The 16,767-nt window shown below is 66.6% G+C and carries 12 protein-coding genes and 1 pseudogene; 8 read left to right on the top strand and 5 right to left on the bottom strand.

The genetic code is table 11. The features are described 5' to 3' along the window. Nucleotides 1–42: 42 nt before the first annotated feature. Nucleotides 43–801 (bottom strand): thioesterase II family protein, encoded by a 759-nt coding sequence (locus ACF08M_RS15435; RefSeq protein ID WP_392185757.1) that lies wholly within the window; start codon nucleotides 799–801, stop codon nucleotides 43–45. A gap of 70 nt (nucleotides 802–871) precedes the next feature. Further along, the gene (locus ACF08M_RS15430) at nucleotides 872–6,370 is read right to left on the bottom strand and encodes an SDR family NAD(P)-dependent oxidoreductase (protein WP_392185756.1); all 5,499 of its coding nucleotides are present in this window, start codon (nucleotides 6,368–6,370) and stop codon (nucleotides 872–874) included. 270 nt (nucleotides 6,371–6,640) lie between these two features. On the opposite strand from ACF08M_RS15430, the gene ACF08M_RS15425 reads away from it, so the two are divergent. The 3 genes from ACF08M_RS15425 (at nucleotide 6,641) to ACF08M_RS15415 (ending at nucleotide 11,091) form a co-directional block, all read left to right on the top strand. Continuing rightward, nucleotides 6,641–9,478 carry a DEAD/DEAH box helicase gene (locus tag ACF08M_RS15425; RefSeq protein ID WP_392185755.1) on the top strand — a complete coding sequence of 946 codons (2,838 nt, stop codon included), beginning with the start codon at nucleotides 6,641–6,643 and terminating at the stop codon, nucleotides 9,476–9,478. Continuing rightward, the gene (locus ACF08M_RS15420; RefSeq protein WP_392185754.1) at nucleotides 9,478–10,173 is read left to right on the top strand and encodes a hypothetical protein; all 696 of its coding nucleotides are present in this window, start codon (nucleotides 9,478–9,480) and stop codon (nucleotides 10,171–10,173) included. The genes ACF08M_RS15425 and ACF08M_RS15420 overlap by 1 nt, the downstream gene beginning before the upstream one ends. Before the next feature lie 417 nt (nucleotides 10,174–10,590). Continuing rightward, nucleotides 10,591–11,091, top strand: a complete 501-nt coding sequence (locus ACF08M_RS15415) for an AfsR/SARP family transcriptional regulator (protein ID WP_392185753.1) — start codon at nucleotides 10,591–10,593, stop codon at nucleotides 11,089–11,091. Between the two features lie 25 nt (nucleotides 11,092–11,116). On the opposite strand, the gene ACF08M_RS15410 is transcribed toward ACF08M_RS15415, so the two are convergent. Beyond that, nucleotides 11,117–11,650 (bottom strand): MarR family winged helix-turn-helix transcriptional regulator, encoded by a 534-nt coding sequence (locus ACF08M_RS15410; RefSeq protein ID WP_392185752.1) that lies wholly within the window; start codon nucleotides 11,648–11,650, stop codon nucleotides 11,117–11,119. An 82-nt stretch (nucleotides 11,651–11,732) separates the two neighbouring features. On the opposite strand from ACF08M_RS15410, the gene ACF08M_RS15405 reads away from it, so the two are divergent. The 4 genes and pseudogenes from ACF08M_RS15405 to ACF08M_RS15390 form a co-directional block, all read left to right on the top strand. Continuing rightward, complete coding sequence (locus ACF08M_RS15405; protein ID WP_392185751.1) at nucleotides 11,733–13,202, top strand: MFS transporter; 1,470 nt, start codon at nucleotides 11,733–11,735, stop codon at nucleotides 13,200–13,202. A 211-nt stretch (nucleotides 13,203–13,413) separates the two neighbouring features. Beyond that, entirely contained in the window at nucleotides 13,414–13,863 is a 450-nt protein-coding gene (locus ACF08M_RS15400) for a hypothetical protein (protein WP_392185750.1), read from the top strand. Between the two features lie 33 nt (nucleotides 13,864–13,896). Further along, nucleotides 13,897–14,202: a helix-turn-helix domain-containing protein gene (locus ACF08M_RS15395; RefSeq protein ID WP_392185749.1), complete on the top strand. Its 306-nt coding sequence runs from the start codon at nucleotides 13,897–13,899 to the stop codon at nucleotides 14,200–14,202. A 155-nt stretch (nucleotides 14,203–14,357) separates the two neighbouring features. Further along, a pseudogene (locus ACF08M_RS15390) lies at nucleotides 14,358–14,872 on the top strand (transposase family protein); the annotation flags it as partial. 21 nt (nucleotides 14,873–14,893) lie between these two features. On the opposite strand, the gene ACF08M_RS15385 reads toward ACF08M_RS15390, so the two are convergent. Together ACF08M_RS15385 and ACF08M_RS15380 are read right to left on the bottom strand one after the other, a co-directional pair. Beyond that, nucleotides 14,894–15,232, bottom strand: a complete 339-nt coding sequence (locus tag ACF08M_RS15385; RefSeq protein ID WP_392185748.1) for a transposase — start codon at nucleotides 15,230–15,232, stop codon at nucleotides 14,894–14,896. A gap of 207 nt (nucleotides 15,233–15,439) precedes the next feature. Then, nucleotides 15,440–15,979, bottom strand: a complete 540-nt coding sequence (locus ACF08M_RS15380) for a winged helix-turn-helix domain-containing protein (RefSeq protein WP_392185747.1) — start codon at nucleotides 15,977–15,979, stop codon at nucleotides 15,440–15,442. 213 nt (nucleotides 15,980–16,192) lie between these two features. Here ACF08M_RS15380 and ACF08M_RS15375 point away from each other — a divergent pair. Further along, on the top strand, nucleotides 16,193–16,767 hold a 575-nt coding region (locus tag ACF08M_RS15375), incomplete at its 3' end, for a helix-turn-helix domain-containing protein (RefSeq protein ID WP_392185746.1).

Below are 16,767 nucleotides of genomic sequence, written 5' to 3'. Positions count from 1 at the left end.
ACGACATCCCCATAAGCGAAAATCGAGAGGCACGGTTGATGCTCATGGAAGCAACGACGAGATCACCTGAGAGATCGAGGAGATGACATGCGGCGCCTGCTCGTTCAGATAGAAATGACCGCCCGGGTAGGTCTGCAGTGCGAAGTTGCCCTCCGTGTGCTCACCCCATGACTGCACTTCGTCGATGGTCACCTTGGGGTCGTCGATGCCTGTGTATGCGCGAACAGGAGCGGTGAGACGAGGCCCGGGGATGTAGCGGTAGGTCTCGACCGCCCTGTAGTCGCTTCGGATTGCCGGCAACACCATACTCAGCAATTCGTCGTCGCCGAACACTTCCGCTCCGGTGCCGTTGAGTTTCCTGAGCTCGGCGATCAAGCCGTCGTCGTCACGGAGATGCACGGACTCCGAACGGTACCGGGAAGGCGCGCGTCGTCCGGACACAAAAACCACGAGCGGCACGATTCTCTTCTGCTCGCACCGACGGGCAAGTTCGAAGGCGAGAGTGGCGCCCATGCTGTGACCGAACAGCGCCAGCGGCCGGTCGGACCAAGGCAGCACCTCTTCAAGCAGCGCATCCGCCAGTTCGGGAATCGAGTCGATGCATCGCTCCTGGCGACGGTCCTGGCGCCCCGGGTACTGGACGGCGAGCACGTCCACGCTGGGCGAGAGTGCTTTGGAGAGAGGGAAATAGAAGGATGCGGATCCACCGGCGTGCGGTAGACACAACAATCTGACCCGTGCGTCCTCCACCGGGTGGAACCGGCGGATCCACGGGCTCGTTTCAACGATATTCGCGGTCATCTGACGTCCCTTCGTGCCAGCGCGCGGAATTTCCTTGGAAATCTCGCAGCTTCCTGTTCTTCACTTTTGTTCAGAGCAACTTGTCGAGGTAGGCGAACACCTCGTCAGCCGTGGCATCGTGGAGCTGCTCATCCTCCTGCTGCGGCCCGCCGCCTCGCCAACTGGCGGCCAGGGCCTCCAGGCGTCCGACAACAGCCGCTCTGGCTTCATCACCAGCCTTGATGTCCTGCAGCGTCTCCTCCAACTCGCCGAGTTGGCCGAGCGCACGTTCAACGGGTGTCGGTGAGCCTGCAACCAACTCACTCCGAAGGAATTCGGCAAGCGCCGACGCGTTGGGGTGGTCGAAGGCGATAGCCGCTGGCAGGCGCAGCCCGGTTGTCGCGTTCAGGCGGTTGCGCAGCTGAACGGCGAGGAGCGAATCGAAGCCGATCTCCTTGAATCCTGTCGACGGTTCGACCGCCTGTGCTCCGGAGTGACCCAGTACCGCTGCCACCGTGGAGCGCACCAATTCCAGTAGTACTTGCTTTTGCTGTTCCGGTGCCAAGTCGGCGAGCCTATCGGCCAGCGGGGCCTGGTCGGTGGTCGACCGGGCCGGGGCGGGGAACAGGCCGGAGAAGATGGTCGGAGGCTCGTCCGCCTTCGCTGCCATGCGCAGCGCCCCGGTATCGAGTCGTACCGGGGTCAGAGCCGCCCGCCCGCTTTGCAATGCCGCATCGAACAGTGCCAGCCCCTCAGCGTCCGACAGTGGCACCACTCCCTCCACACGCATGCGGCCTCGCTGTGCTTCGTCCAGGTGACCGGTCATGCCACTGGCTTCGGCCCACAGGCCCCAGGCCAACGAGAGCGCCGGCCTGCCCTCGGCCCTGCGGTGTTCGGCCAGGGCGTCCAGGAAGGCGTTGGCAGCCGCATAGTTGGCCTGGCCGGGACTGCCGATGACTCCGGCGATGGAGGAAAACAGCACGAAGGCGGAGAGCGGCAGGTCTCGTGTCAGCTCGTGGAGGTGCCAGGCGGTATCGGACTTCGGGCTCAGGGCGGTGGTAACCCGCTCCGCAGTAAGAGTTTCCGCCATGCCGTCGTCCAGAGCACCGGCCAAGTGCATGATGCCGGTCAGCGGATGCTCCCCTGGAACGGACTCAAGGGCTGCGCGCAGCGCCTCCCGGTCCGCGGTATCGCAGGCGGCGACCCTCACCTCCGCGCCCAGGGCAGCGAGCTCCCCGCGCAGCGCGGCTGCGCCTGGAGCCGCCTCACCGCGCCTGCTGAGGAGCAGCAGATGCCGTACTCCGTGGCTCACGACGAGGTGACGGGCGAGCAGGGTGCCCAGCGTGCCGGTGCCTCCGGTGATCAGCACGGTTCCTTGCGGGTCCAGGGTGACGGGTGGCGCGTCGGTGGCCGGGGTACGGGCGAGTCGGGGTGCGTAGAGCCGGCCCCGGCTCAGTGCGAGCTGGGGTTCGCCGGCTGCCAGGTTTTCCAGCGCGGGAGCGGCGGCCTGGGGCAGGGGTTGGGTCCCCTCGAGTTGGAGGATCGCGACGCGGTGGGGGTGTTCGGACCGGACGGACCGGAGTAAGCCGTGAACGGCGGCGTCGACGAGCCCAGCCTGCAGGGCGCTGCGGGTACACACGACCAGCCGCGAGGCGGCGAACCGGTCGTCCGCCAGCCATGTCTGGATCAACGCCAGGGCAGCGTGGACCGCACGGTGCACCGCTTCGGGGATTCGGTCGCCGGCCTGCGCCGGGAGCTCGGCGAACACCAGATCGGGGGCGGCCGCTTCGTCCACGAGCAGGTTGTCCAGCACCCCGGACAGCCGGGCCCCGGCGTCCGTCCACAGCACAGCAGTGGTAACCGCTGGCGTACCCGCTGAGACAGGCAGCTCGGCCCACTCCAGGTGGTGCAGTGGCATGGTGCCGAGGGACGAACGCACGGCGGCCAGTTGCTCAGGGGTAATCGGCCGCACGACCAGCCGGTCGACGGTGGCGACCGGCGCCCCGCTGGGATCCGTCAGGGACAGCGACACCGTGTCGGGCCCGGCCGGGGTGATCCGTACCCGCAGTTCGTGGCTGCCAGTGCGATGTACACGAACCCCGCTCCAGACGAACGGCAGGCGGATGCCCTGGGCCGGATCGGACGCCGCCTCCAGCGCCAGCGCGTGCAAGGCCGCGTCCAGCAGCGCCGGGTGGATGCCGAAGCCTCCAGCAACGGACTCGGGGCCGGGTTGGCTGACTTCCGCGTAGTACGCATCATCGAGCTGCCAGGCGGCGCGCAGCCCCTGGAAGACCGGACCGTATCCGTAGCCGCACGCCGCGAGCCGCGGGTAGAAGTCTGTGCCGTCGAGGGCAACGGCGTCCGAAGGCGGCCAGACCGCAGTGTTCGCAGGCGGCGGCGTGGAATTGCCGGGCCGGAGAGTGCCGACCGCTCGTCGGGTCCATTCCTCCATTGCGGGATCATCCGCCATGGCGGACGCCGGGCTGGTGTGAAGGGTCACCGGACGTCGGCCGCCCTCGTCGGGAGCCCCCGCCAGGACCTGCAGGTGAATCGTCCCCTCGGTCGGGACGACCACCGGGCTTTCCAGGGTGAGCTCTTCCAGCTCGGGGCAGTCCAGCAGACGACCGGCGTGCAGGGCGAGTTCCAGCAGGGCGGTGCCGGGGAGCAGCACCACACCGTTCACTGCGTGGTCGGCCAGCCAAGCGTGTTCGTCGAGCGAGAGCTGCCCGGTGAGCACGGCGCCTTCGTCTCCCGCCAGCAGGACCTGCGCTGTCAGCAGCGGATGGTCTGCGGATGCCCAGCCCGGTTCCGGCACACCCGCGGGCCGACTCGGCTCCAGCCAGTAGCGTCGGCGTTGGAAGGGATAGGTGGGCAGGTCCATGGCGACAGGCCCACGGCCGGCGAAGAGGGTGTGCCAGTCGACGGGGGCGCCGAGCACGTACGCCTCTGCCAGGGACTCCACCAGACGCTGCCGCCCGCCCTCCTTGCGGCGGAGGGTGCCGATGGCCGCGTACGCCGCTGGGTCGCCCACGGCGTCCAGGGTTTCCTGGACCGCCTGCCACAGCACTGGGTGGGCGCTGCACTCGATGAACAACTGGTGTCCGCGCTCGGCGAGAGTGGTGACGACTTCCTGGAACCGGACGGTTTGCCGCAGGTTCCGGTACCAGTACGCCGCATCGAGCGGGGTCTCGGCGTCCAGACGTGCCGCAGCGGTGGTGGACCAGAAGGGGGTCTGCGGCTCCCGGGGCACGAGTTCGGCAAGCGCGATCTGCAACTTGTCTTCCAGCGACTCGACCTGCGGCGAGTGCGAGGCGTAGTCCACCGGGATGCGTCGGATCCGAATACCCTCGGTGTCACAGTGAGCGGTCAGCTCGTCCAGTGCCTGCGGGTCCCCTGAGAGCACCACCGCACTGGGCCCGTTGATCGCGGCGAGGGTGATCCGCTCCTCCCAACGGGCGGCCAATTCGACAGCGCGGTCGGCCGACAGCGACACCGATACCATCCCGCCCTGCCCGGCGAGCGAGGTGAGAGCACGGCTGCGCAAGGCCACCGCTCGGGCGGCGTCCTGCAAGGTCAGCGCACCCGCCACGCAGGCCGCCGCCATCTCGCCTTGCGAATGACCCATCACGGCCGCGGGTTCAACGCCGACGGCCTGCCACAGCGCCGCGAGCGAGACCATCACCGCGAACAGAGCGGGCTGCACGACGTCGACCCTGTCCAGCGAGGGGGCACCGGGTGCTTCGTTGAGCACATCGAGCAGGGACCAACCGGTTACCGGCTCCAGAGCCAGCGCGCACTCCCTCAGCCGTTCGGCGAACACCTCCGAGTCGGCCATCAGCGCCAACGCCATGCCTGCCCACTGGGACCCCTGGCCAGGGAAGACGAAGACGGGATGGACGGGGCCGTCGGCCACCCCCTGGACGAGGCCGACCGCTGGAGCCCTACTGACCAGTGCGGCCAGTCCGGCCTCGATCTCGGCACGGCTTTCACCGAGGATCACGGCGCGGTGCTCGAACTCGGCACGGGTGGTGGCCAGCCCCCGTGCTATGCCATCGAGTTCGCGATCGGGTTCAGCGGCCAGCAAGTCCAGCAGTCGGCGGGCCTGCTCCCGCAAGGCGGCTTCGCTACGAGCTGAGAACACCCATGGCAATACAGGGCCGAGCCGTACCGGCGTGTTCTCTTCCTCGGGAAGCGGGACATCGGTCGGCGGAGCCTGTTCGAGGATGAGGTGGGCGTTGGTGCCACTGACGCCGAATGAGGAGACCGCGGCCCTGCGCGGCCGGTCCCGATCCGGCCACCGACGCCCCTCGGTCAACAACCGCACACCACCGGCCGACCAATCCACATGCGGCGACGGCTCATCCACATGCAGCGTCGCCGGCAACAACCCACGCCGCAAAGCCTCCACCATCTTGATCACACCACCGACACCCGCCGCCGCCTGCGTATGACCGATATTCGACTTCAACGACCCCAACCACAAAGGATCACCCGAACCCCGACCCCGCCCATACGTCGCGATCAGCGCCTGCGCCTCAATCGGATCACCCAACCGCGTCCCCGTCCCATGCCCCTCCACCACATCCACATCCGACGCCGACAACCCCGCATCCGCCAACGCCGCACCAATCACCCGCTGCTGCGCCGGACCACTCGGCGCCGTCAACCCATTCGACGCACCATCCTGATTGACCGCACTGCCACGGATCACCGCCAAAACCCGATGCCCGTTACGCCGCGCATCCGACAACCGCTCCAACAGCAACAACCCGACACCCTCAGCGAAACCCGTCCCGTCCGCCGCCGCCGCAAACGCCTTACACCGCCCATCAGCAGACAACGCCCGCTGCCTGCTGAACTCGGTAAGGACTGTGGGGGTGGCCATCACGGTGACGCCGCCGGCCAAAGCCATGGAACACTCACCACGCCGCAACGCCTGCACCGCCAGGTGCATCGCCACCAGCGACGACGAACACGCCGTGTCCACCGTGAACGCCGGCCCTTCGAGACCGAAGGTGAAGGAGATCCGTCCAGAGGCGATGCTCGCTGCGCTGCCCTGGCCGAGGTACCCCTCGAAGTCCTCCGGCGGGCGGCGAAGCCGTGTTCCGTAGTCGGTGTACATCAGTCCGGCGAACACACCGACGGGCTTTCCGCGCAAGGTTTCTGGCACGATTCCGGCGCGCTCGAAGGACTCCCACGCGGTGGTCAGCAGCAGGCGCTGCTGCGGGTCGATTGCCAGCGCCTCACGTGGCGAGATGCCGAAGAATGCCGGGTCGAAGAAGCCCGCATCGTGCAGAAAGCCGCCACTGCGTGTGGTGGACTTGCCGATTCGCTCGGGGTCCGGGTCATACAGGTCATCGACTCCCCACCCCCTATCCGCAGGGAACTCCCCGACCGCGTCCCGCCCGGCGCTGACCATCTCCCACAGCTCGTCAGGGGAACGCACCTCGCCGGGGTAGCGACAGCCCATGCCCACGATGGCGACGGGTTCTCGGCGGTCGGACTCCATCTCCTGCAAACGGCTGCGGACCTCCATCAAGTCGGTCGTCGCACGCTTGAGATAAGCGCGGAGCTTGTCCTCGTCCGCCATGGGCGATGCACTCTCCTCAGGTTGTCGCGACAGGTGGGCCGCCACTGGGACAGTTCGGCTCGACGCCCCGTCGAGCGCCCGACGAGCAGGCATGCGGGGTCACACGGTCTCGAAGCTAAGCCGGTGATCTAGGCCTGACCTAAAAGGGCTTTGAAACGTGCTGCCCCTGGTGGCGGCGCATCCAGGCCTGAGGCAGCTGGGGAGGTTCTGCCGCTTCCCGTTCGGTCTGCGCTTGATCGCGGACCGTGGAAGGGCTGTTAGTGTCGAAGCGTGCAGCCTCATCCAACAACAACGGAGACTCCGTTATCGAGCGGCCGTGGCTCTGAACTGACCGCACACTGCGCAGCCTTCCTACCAGGCGATCCACCACGCAACGGACTGCTGGCCTTCATCCCCGACGGCGCAGCGCAGTTGCCCGCCGTGGGCACGCCTGCCCGATTGCCGGTGGTCACCCCCCAGGGATCCGGAGTCGGTGTCCGCACCGTGGACGCGGTCGTACTTCCGGTTGCGGAGGCTCTTCCGCACCTGCTGACGGCGGACGCCGCGTCGGCCAGTGGTTCGGTGGCCTTCTGGGGCGCCGCCGCCAGGTTCGCGTTGGGCCTGACGGTTCGCGGTCTGCTGATCCCGGAAGTGTCGCAAGGCGGTTTCGACGCCTGGCGAGCGGGGCCCATCGCAGAGGAGGACACCACGTGGCTGCGCCGACTGGCTGCCGCCATGCCCGCCGAGGCACACGCTGTGCCGCTGCCGGCGACCTCTCCTGTACAGCTTGCCCGGCAGGAGCCTCTGCTGCGCGGTTTCGTCGACGCAGTCGCCGACGCCATGCCGAGGACCAGAGCCGCGCCGCTGGCCACCGGAAGTCGGGCTTTCGCGGACACGATGCCGCAGCGGATCCCTGAACTGCGCTACTGGGCCGATGAGATCGCCGCAGATCTCGAAGCCGGACTGCGGGTCTCTCTGCGCGTGGAACTGCCCAGCGGCGCCCACGGCGGCCCAGACCAGGACACCTCGGCCTTCCGGGCCGTCGTACAGCTGCACAGTGCCCGTAACCCCTCGCTCGTCACGGACCTGACACAGGCCTGGAACGATGCTGTCGCTCTCTTCGGCCCACGCGCCCGGGAGGCCGTGCGAACCCTGCTCTGCCGGGGGGCCCGGGCCTGGCCACCGCTGGACCGATTGACCGGTCAGCCGGTTCCTGGCGAGCTCGCCCTGAACGACGACGAGTTGTACAGCCTTTTACACGACTCCGCGGAAGCCCTCACGGCTACCGGCATCGACGTGCACTATCCCAAAGACCTGATTCGCGACCTCACCTCCGCGGCGCTCATCGAGCCTGCACACAACCCCAGGGGCCACGTCCCTTCGCGCTTCACTCCAGAACTACTACTGCGCTTCCGCTGGCATCTGGCCATGAACGGTGATCCGCTGAGCCAGGACGAGATGGACGCACTCGCCGAAGCGCACAGACCCGTGGTACGGCTGCGGGACCAGTGGGTGCTGGTGGACCGCGAGTTGATACGGCGGTCCCAGGAGCCGGAATCGATGCCTCTGGGAGCGATAGACGGTCTGTCCGCGCTCCTCACCGGCACGACGGAAATCGACTCGCAGACCATTGCCGTAGAGCCCGGCGGCTGGCTGGCGACGATCCTCCGGCGCATCAAGAACAACGGGCAGCACGCGCTGCCGGATCCGCCCGCGGAACTGCGGGCGACCCTGCGCGGCTACCAGCTTCAAGGCCTGGCCTGGATGGACCGGCTGACCTCCTCCGGTCTCGGCTGCTGCCTCGCCGATGACATGGGGCTGGGGAAGACCATCACTCTGATCGCGCTCCACCTGCGTCGGCAAGAGGACTCGGCCACGGCCGGTCCCACCCTGGTGGTCTGTCCTGCCTCGCTCCTCGGCAACTGGGAGAAGGAGATCCGACGCTTCGCCCCCGGCGTCCGAACGCGCCGATACCACGGCACGCGCCGGACACTGGACGGTCTTGAGACGGGCGAGTTCGTGCTCACCACTTATGCGACGATGCGTCAGGACATCTCGGCCCTGGCCACCACGACATGGGGGCTGGTCGTCGCCGACGAGGCGCAGCACATCAAGAACCCGGCCGCAGCGACAGCGCGCGCGATGCGGACCGTCTCCAGCGGCGTCCGTGTCGCCCTGACCGGCACCCCCGTGGAGAACAACCTCAGCGAGCTGTGGTCAATCCTGGACTGGACCATACCCGGCCTGCTTGGCAGTCTCAGCGACTTCCGCCGGACCTTCGCCATTCCCATCGAGCGCGGCGACGACCCTGCCGTCGCGGAACGACTGGCCTGTCTGGTGCGCCCGTTCCTGCTGCGCCGACGCAAGTCAGACGCCGACATCGTCCCGGAACTCCCGCCGAAGACCGAGACAGATCACGCGGTGCACCTCACCCGCGAACAGGCGGCGCTCTACGAGGCCGTGGTGCGCGAGTCCCTCGACGCCATCTCCGGCACGAGCGGACGGGGACGGCGCAGCCTCGTACTCAAGCTGCTCACGGCCCTCAAGCAGATCTGCAACCACCCCGCCCAATACCTCAAGGAGAGCAGCCCCAAGTTGCCGGGGCGTTCGGGTAAATTCGCCCTCCTCGACGAACTGGTCGACACCATCGTCGCTGAGGGCGGTGCAATTCTGGTCTTCACCCAGTACGTCACCATGGCCCGGATGATCCTGCGCCACCTCGAAACACGAGGCACCACCGCTCAGCTCCTGCACGGCAACACGCCCATCGAACGGCGAGAGGAAATGGTGGCCCGCTTCCAGCGAGGTGAAGTCCGGGTCTTTGTCCTGTCGTTGAAGGCTGCGGGCACCGGCCTCAACCTCACCCGCGCCGGGCATGTCATCCACTTCGACCGATGGTGGAACCCGGCGGTCGAGGCCCAGGCCACCGACCGCGCGCACCGCATCGGCCAGACACTGCCGGTACAGGTTCACCGGCTGATCACCGAGGGAACGGTGGAAGAACGTGTCGCCCAGCTGCTGGCGGCGAAGGGAGCGCTCGCCGATGCCGTCCTCGGCTCAGGGGATACCGCGCTGACCGAACTCTCAGACACCGAGCTCAGTCGGCTCGTGGCCCTTCGGAGGTCCTGATGGACGACAACACACCAGGTCAAGACGGTTTGCTTGACACACTCGCCCACTACCCGGGGATCGGTGCCGAGGAAGTCTTCGCAGACGCGGACCGCGAGCCGCTGCCTGTACTGCCCCCGCTGCCGGCGCGGCCCAGCTCCCCCCATGTGCTCGACGTCCACCAGACGACGGGCGTCGATCCTCAAGGTCTTGAACTACTCCTCGCGGATGCGGCTGCCAGAGCTCATCGAATGCTGACCTCGGCCTGGCAGCACCAGGAGGCGACAACTGGCGACCTCTGGCAGGACTCGGTGCGTCTCGCGACAGCACACCGCGACGAGGAGGTCTTCGCTCGCCTCTGCAAGGGAACCGGTCGGCTGCCGATGGAGCTCAATTGTGCTGTACGTGCCTGGGAATTCGGCGGAGAAGCAGGACTCGACGTGCTGGAGAGGATGTGGCTTCCGGCGAAGAAAGTGTTGAACGAGGCCCTCGCGGCACTTCGCGCAGAATGGGTTGGACCGGGGCCCCTATATCTGCGCCCATGGGGCAATCGCATAACCGTCGACGGGCTGGATGTGCAGATTCGCCTTGGAATGAACGGAGAGTGGTATCCCTATGCGCGCGAACACGGAGCGTGGTGGCCCTGCGGCCTGACCGAACAACTCCCCTATATGGCATTGCAGTCAGCACTAGCCAGTAGACAAGACATAAGCTAGCTTGTAATTACCTAAGTTAAGTAAAAGTTTGGTGAGTGCCATCGTCCGCCGGCTCACCGCATCATCCGGAGACCGCGCGTCAGTGCCCCTTCGCGCCACATCCGTCAACAGAGCAGGCCAGGGGCACAAAGCAATACACGCCCGCACTGGAGCGCGCGGAGCGGTCGGTGCACCGCGCGTGACGGGCACGGAAGACCCCTCATTCCTGAGCTCCCCCAAGGTGCAGAGCCTGATGGCTGCGCTGCTCGTCCGAGTCGGCCAAGTCGTTTCCCGGGACCAACTCATGGCCGAGATATGGGTGGATGAGGCCCGCGGCGAGCCGACGCGTCACTCTATGTCTACGCCTCCCAACTCCGGAAATTTCTCCGTGCGACCAGCCCCCGAAAGAGCCTGCTCATCACCCGCCCGGGAGGCTATATGTTGGACGCCGACCCCGTTGAGATAGATGCCAACAATTTCCGGCAGTTAGCCGAGCACGGCCGCGGCCAGTTTCGCGTCGGCCAGTACGAATCGGCCGACGAGTTCTTAGAGGCTGCGCTCCGGTTAGGGCGAGGTTCTGTTTTCGGCGACTTGCAGCAGGGCCCGGTGGTGCATGCGTATGCAACCTGGCTCGGGGAGTCCCGTCTCGAATGCATGGAACTCCTTTCCGAGTGCTCCCTGCATCTCGGCCGACACCGCGAAGTGGTTGGCTCGTTGTTCTCGCTCATTGCCGAACATCCACTGCGCGAGGCCTTCTACCGACTTCTCATGATTGCCCTGTACCGCTCGGACCGGCAGGCCGATGCCCTGGAGGTCTACCGGGCAGCACGTGCCCGACTCAGTTCGGAAATCGGTCTCGAGCCCTGCCGTTCACTCCAAGACCTACACAACACGATCCTGGCCGGCAGTACCTCTCTTGACGAACTCATGGCGGCTTGAGTCGACACACCCCGCCCCCGTACCTTCAGTCGGTGACCGCCCATGCAGCGGCCGCCGATCCGGGGTCCGGCGAGTCCAACGCAGGGGCTTTCTCCTCCAGTTGGCTCAGATGCTCCAGGACGTCATCCACCAGGCGAGTAACCAAGCGGAGTATCTCCTTGCGGTCGCGCTCACTCCAGGACGTGATGGCATCGGATAGCCAGGCCATGACCACACCCCGGTAGCGAGCGGCGATCGCCGCTCCCGCCGGGGTGATGGCGACCAGTCTGGCGCGCCGGTCGTCGGCATCGACCACGCGCCTCACCAACTGCTTCTTCTCCAACTTCTGCACATGCCGCGTTACGTGGGGGGCTTCCACCTGCATGCTGGACGCGATCTGACCGATCCGCAGCGGCTCCCCCGCGGCCTCCAGAACGCCCAGGATCGTCAGTGAGGGACGTTCAAGTGTCGTGTAGGAGAGTTCCGCCGCGCGCGCGTAGAACCGTCCACTGTTGAAGACAGCGGTCAGCCGGGCCAGTTTGGGGACCAGATCGCCCATGTCCTCACGATCGTCAGCCATGAGTTGGTTGCAACCTCCCAGATAATTACCTAACTTAGGTAAGCAACTTGCTCGCGTCACACTACCCATCAAGAAAAAGTCAATGATACCCCAAGATCACCCCACCGCGCCTCAGGTCCGGCCTCGGCGGCAGCGCGCCACGCCGGTGAGCCGACCGCCCGCCCTCATCGTCTTAGCCCTGTGCATCGCCACAGGGGCCGGGTCGATGCAGCAAAGCGCAGTGCTGCCTCTGCTGTCCAGATTGCAAAGCTCTCTGCATACCACACTCACAGGCGCCACCTGGGCCTTCACCGCCAGCCTCCTGTGCGGCGCGATCGCCACTCCTCTGGTCAGCCGCTTCGGGACGATGTATGGACGGCGCCTGCTTCTGCTAATAACGCTCGTCCTCCTCGCCATCGGCTCGGTCGCGGGTGGACTCGCAACGAGTCTGCCGTTGTTCATCATCGCACGCGTCCTTCAGGGAGTTTCCGTGGCTGCGCTACCGCTGGCCATCGGGGCAGTGCGTGAACTGCTGCCACCCGCCCGCACCGCCAGCGGAATCGGCGTGCTGAGCGCGACAATGGGAACCGGAGTCGGCCTTGGTTTCATGATCAGCGGCTTAGTGGCCCACTACACCAGCGGCTACCGCGCCGTCTTCTGGATCAGCGCAGCGGTGGCAGTCATCGCGATCGTGCTTGTGGCAGTGGCGGTGCACGACCTCACCCCGCCCGTTGGTGGAAAGCCCGACATCCTGGGCGCCGCCCTGCTCGCGGCTCCACTAGTGTGCCTCCTGCTCGCCATCAGTCAGGGAAGGGCCTGGGGTTGGAGCTCCGGGCCGGTGCTGGGGCTGCTGGCGGCTTCGGTGGTACTGGGGGCATCGTGGGTCGTCGTCGAACGGCGAGCTGCCGACCCGCTGATCGCCATCGGCCTGGTCACTCACCCGGCCACGATCGGCGCCAGCCTGATCTCGGCGCTCCTGAGCTTCGCGCTCTTCAGCGGCTTCACCTTGCTGCCGAACTTTACGGAAACCCCCACGGCCGCCGGTTACGGCTTCGAGGCGTCCGTACTGCAGGCTGCTCTCTATCTACTTCCAACATCGCTTCTCATGCTGATTCTGTCGCTGGTTGTCGGGCGGTTCCTGCGGCGCTTCTCCGCCGCCACCGTGGTGGCCGCGGGAGCAGCGATCGCCACGCTGCCGGAACTGTGGCTCCTCGTGAGGCATGACCGCCCCGCCGACATCTACATAGCCGCCACACTGCTTGGGCTGGGCATAGGCCTTGCGTTCCCGGCCCTGGGAACACTGGCCATCGAGCATGTAAATCCGGCCGAGACCGCCGTGGCCAGCGCCGTCAACAGCATCGCCCGGTTCGTCGGCGGCGGCGTCGCGGGAGCGGTGAGCGGCGCGGTGCTGTCGGCCGACACCATCAAGGGGTCGAGGCTGCCCACGGTGCACGCCTATGAGGTGATGTTCACGATCGCCGCCTGCTGTGTCGCCGCCGCAGCGGTCATCGCGGGTATCTCAGGCCTGATGGGCCGCACCGCCACCAGTCGGCACGATCGAGCGGCCGGCTGAGGGCCGATGAGGCGGAGCGTCGACCGCCGGTGCAAGCGTTGATCAACGCGGGCGGTACGGCGCCCCGGTCTGCTCCCGGCGGAACACCGTAGTCCCGGACCATTTCGGCGCACACCGCGGATGTACAAGGACGTCTTTAGAATCCCTTCAAAACCCTCTCGGACGATAACGGTGTGGACCGCTGACCCATCGATCCGAGAGACAAAAGGCCGTGAGTAAGCTCAGGACATGGCGAGAGATCTCGCGCGGCGAAACTGATGACGTCGTACTTGTCGTCGATTTCGACGCGACAGGCCGCAACGAAGCCCGCTTCTCAGATTTGATGGGGAATCTCAAAATCCCCGTCACCTGTTGGGAGACCGTTCCCCAAACCCTGTTCACAGGTTCACCCCCCGCAGTCGACGGCTTCGTCGACGGGTGGACGGAAGAGGTCCGCTCGAGTGGGAGGCGAGTCACGGCTGTCATGGGATTCTGCGTGGGAGGCGTCTACGCGGCGGCGCTCGCCGATCGCGCGAGGGAATGGCAGAAGGAATGTCCCATGGTCATTCTCTTCGATCCCGAGAAGGCGTCCGGAATCACCCTGTACTGGCAGTTCCACAAAGTCATCGGCACGATGGATTTAGTACTACTGAGGTTGAACTCGTGGTGTCGTAGGGGCTGACGGCTGGCCGTTGGCTGCGGTATCACCGGAGGCATGCGGTATCCACAAGAGGGCGGGCTGACCTCCGAACGCCAGCAGTTCCGCGAGGAGTTGCGGCTCCGGGCGGCCGAGCGGTTCACCCAGGGCGAGGCGAGCTCGGTAATCACCAAAGACCTGCGCGTCAGCGTCCGCTCGGTGCAGCGATGGCGACAAGCGTGGGACGAGGGCGGTCCACGTGCTCTGCGGCCTCGGGGCAGGCATCGTCAGAGCTCCTCTCGTGAGCCCCATCTGATCTGCTGTCACCTCTCCCCGCATCTCGGGGGAACCTCAGATGTGAGAGTGGGCTCGTTTCAGCCGTGAGGTTGGAAAGTGCCGCCTGGTCGGTGACGTGGCGGCGGGCGACGTTCAGAGTGGGGACTGTAAAACGTTCGGCTCTGGCCCGTAGTCGGTGGTAGCCGTGAGTGACGGCATGTCATGATCGGGCTGTGTCTGATCTCAACTCCCTTGTTGGGACCGTGTTTTCGGGATTGTCAGCGCTGATGGTAGAGGACGTGGCGGGCGGGGGTGAGGTGATCCTGGTGTCCGCGCGGACGCGGGGCGGCCCGATACCGTGCCCGGCCTGCGGGACGCCGACGGGGAAGGTGCACGGCTTTCACACCCGCACGCTCGCGGACGTCCCGGTGGACGGGCGGCGGGTCAGGGGCTCGGTCCGGCTGCGGCGTCTGGTGTGCCCGGTGCTGGACTGTCCGCGGCAGACGTTCCGCGAGCAGGTGCCCGGGGTTGTGGAGCGCCACAGCGCCGCACCAACCGCTTGACTGCCCAACTCGGCGCTGTAGTGAAGGAGTTAGCGGGCAGAGCGGGCGCCCGCATCTCTCGTTTCCTGGCGATCCCGGTCTCCCGTTCGTCCGCGCTGCGCACGCTGAGGGCCCTGCCGGTGCCGGCGGTGCGCGTCCCGCGTGTCATCGGGATCGACGACTTCGCGCTCAAGCGCCGCCACCGCTATGCCACCGTGGTCATCGACGCCGCCACCGTCACTCACGGCTACCACCGACTACGGGCCAGAGCCGCTCGTTTGACAGACCCAGGTCAGGCCGGTGCCTATGAGGCAGCCGTCGATGAGGTGCGGTCGGTACTGGGTCTTCTTGAGGCTGCGCCTCACGGCGGCGGCGAGCTGGTCGAGGTTCGCGGCGGCGAGGTTACCGATCGCCCGTTTCACCAGGGACCAGATGCCTTCCTGCGGGTTGAGGTCGGGTGCGTAGGACGGGAAATGGAAGACGGTCAGCCAGTCCTCGTTCGCAGCAATGAAGTCCTTCATCTGCGGCATGAGATGGGTGCGCAGGTTGTCCCAGACCAGGACGATGGGGCCTTTGAGCTGGTTGTGCGCCCGCACGATGAGGTCGCGGTAGCCCTGCCAGGTGAATCCCCTTGGGTTCGCCCTTGCGGCCCCGGTGGACGCGAAAGCTGTAGATCAGCCTCGACCGGTCTCCGCGTCGGAAGCAGACCTTTCCCGCCATCGAAACCCGTCCGGAACCCCTGCCCCGGACACGGACTACCGGCGTCTGACCGATGCGGCCCCAGGACCTCGCGCGTGGCGGCCTCAGCGACTGGCTTGCCTCGTCCTCACAGACGATCCAGGCCCCGCGGGCCGCCGCCGTACTTTTACCCGCGGCCACACCTCCTTCTTCCACAACTCCACAGCTCCGTCGTCACGTTCGATCGCCCGGCGGGCCGGCTGCTGCCACGACCAGCCATGGCGCTTAAGCAGCCGCCATGTCCCCTCCACCGTGTAGCCGACGTGGAACAACCGTCCGATCAGAGTCTTCACCCGGGCCAGTGTCCACCGCTGGTCAGCCCAGCCATGGGCGAGCGGACCGCGCTCCAACTCCCGCTCCAGTTTGGCAATTTGGTCTATCGAAAGCCTCGGACGCCCTGGCGATCCCTTCGACCGGACACCCTCTTCACCCCGCTCACGCCACTGACGGCGCCAGCGCTCCACCGACCGCTCGCTCACCCGCAGCGCGGCCGCGATCTCCCGGTTCTTCGCGCCGCTCTCGAAGCGACCGACCGCTTCCAGCCGGACCCGCTCTCTTGCCGCCCTCTTGGCATCAGTCAAACCGCCGCCCTGCGCATATCTCACACCCCACAGCTACCGACCCGACTCAGTCGATGTCAGACGAACGGCCCGACATCACCCAATCAAGTTCAGTAGCGCCGGGGGTCGCTCCTTGTTCCCATGGGAGACGAATGGGAGAAAGATCTTACCCATCAAGGCTAAGTAAAGCTGGATTAAGCTAACTTAGGCTAGTGTCTCGCGCCTCAAATAGCGACTCTAAGTATGTAGAGTGTTTTTATGTCGCCTTCTGGTCCGCGTGCTGTGGAGATCGTTCTGTCGGGTGAGGAGCGTGCCGAGTTGTCGCGGTGGGCTGCCGGGGCGGTGGCTCCCAAGCTCGCGGAGCGAGCTCGGATGGTGCTGGCCTGTGCGGATGGCCGGTCAAATGCCGCTGTGGCTTTGGAGTTCACGGTGACGTCGGCGACGGTGGCCAAGTGGCGTGGCCGTTTCGCCCGCCGCCGGCTGGACGGTCTCGCGGATGAGCCGCGGTCCGGGCGGCGCAAGGCTGAGTTGGTGCTCACCGGGGCTGAGCGGGCAGAACTCACCCGCTGGGCGAGGCGGGCGAAGACGGCCCAGTACCTCGCGTTGCGGGCGAAGATCGTGCTGGCCTGCGCGGACGGTGCGACAAACGTGCAGGTCGCGGCTGAACTCGGTGTCGCTCAGGCGACGGTGAACCGCTGGCGCGCACGGTTCACCGAAGACCGCATCGACGGACTGGCCGACGAGCCGCGTCCGGGCCGGCCTCCTTCGATCCTGCTGGACCGGGTCGAGGACGTCGTGGTGACCACCCTGGAGTCCACGCCGAAGGACGCCAC

It is taken from the genome of Streptomyces sp. NPDC015032 (assembly GCF_043080425.1).
Lineage (GTDB): Bacteria > Actinomycetota > Actinomycetes > Streptomycetales > Streptomycetaceae > Streptomyces.
This window is presented reverse-complemented; position numbering and strand designations above follow the sequence as displayed.

What these genes read in the sequence shown, in the direction of transcription:
- ACF08M_RS15435 (WP_392185757.1), bottom strand. Translation starts at nt 801, where the DNA reads ATGACCGCGAATATCGTTGAAACGAGCCCGTGGATCCGCCGGTTCCAC.
- ACF08M_RS15410 (WP_392185752.1), bottom strand. Translation starts at nt 11,650, where the DNA reads ATGGCTGACGATCGTGAGGACATGGGCGATCTGGTCCCCAAACTGGCC.
- ACF08M_RS15395 (WP_392185749.1), top strand. Translation starts at nt 13,897, where the DNA reads ATGCGGTATCCACAAGAGGGCGGGCTGACCTCCGAACGCCAGCAGTTC.
- ACF08M_RS15430 (WP_392185756.1), bottom strand. Translation starts at nt 6,370, where the DNA reads ATGGCGGACGAGGACAAGCTCCGCGCTTATCTCAAGCGTGCGACGACC.
- ACF08M_RS15420 (WP_392185754.1), top strand. Translation starts at nt 9,478, where the DNA reads ATGGACGACAACACACCAGGTCAAGACGGTTTGCTTGACACACTCGCC.
- ACF08M_RS15405 (WP_392185751.1), top strand. Translation starts at nt 11,733, where the DNA reads ATGATACCCCAAGATCACCCCACCGCGCCTCAGGTCCGGCCTCGGCGG.
- ACF08M_RS15415 (WP_392185753.1), top strand. Translation starts at nt 10,591, where the DNA reads ATGTTGGACGCCGACCCCGTTGAGATAGATGCCAACAATTTCCGGCAG.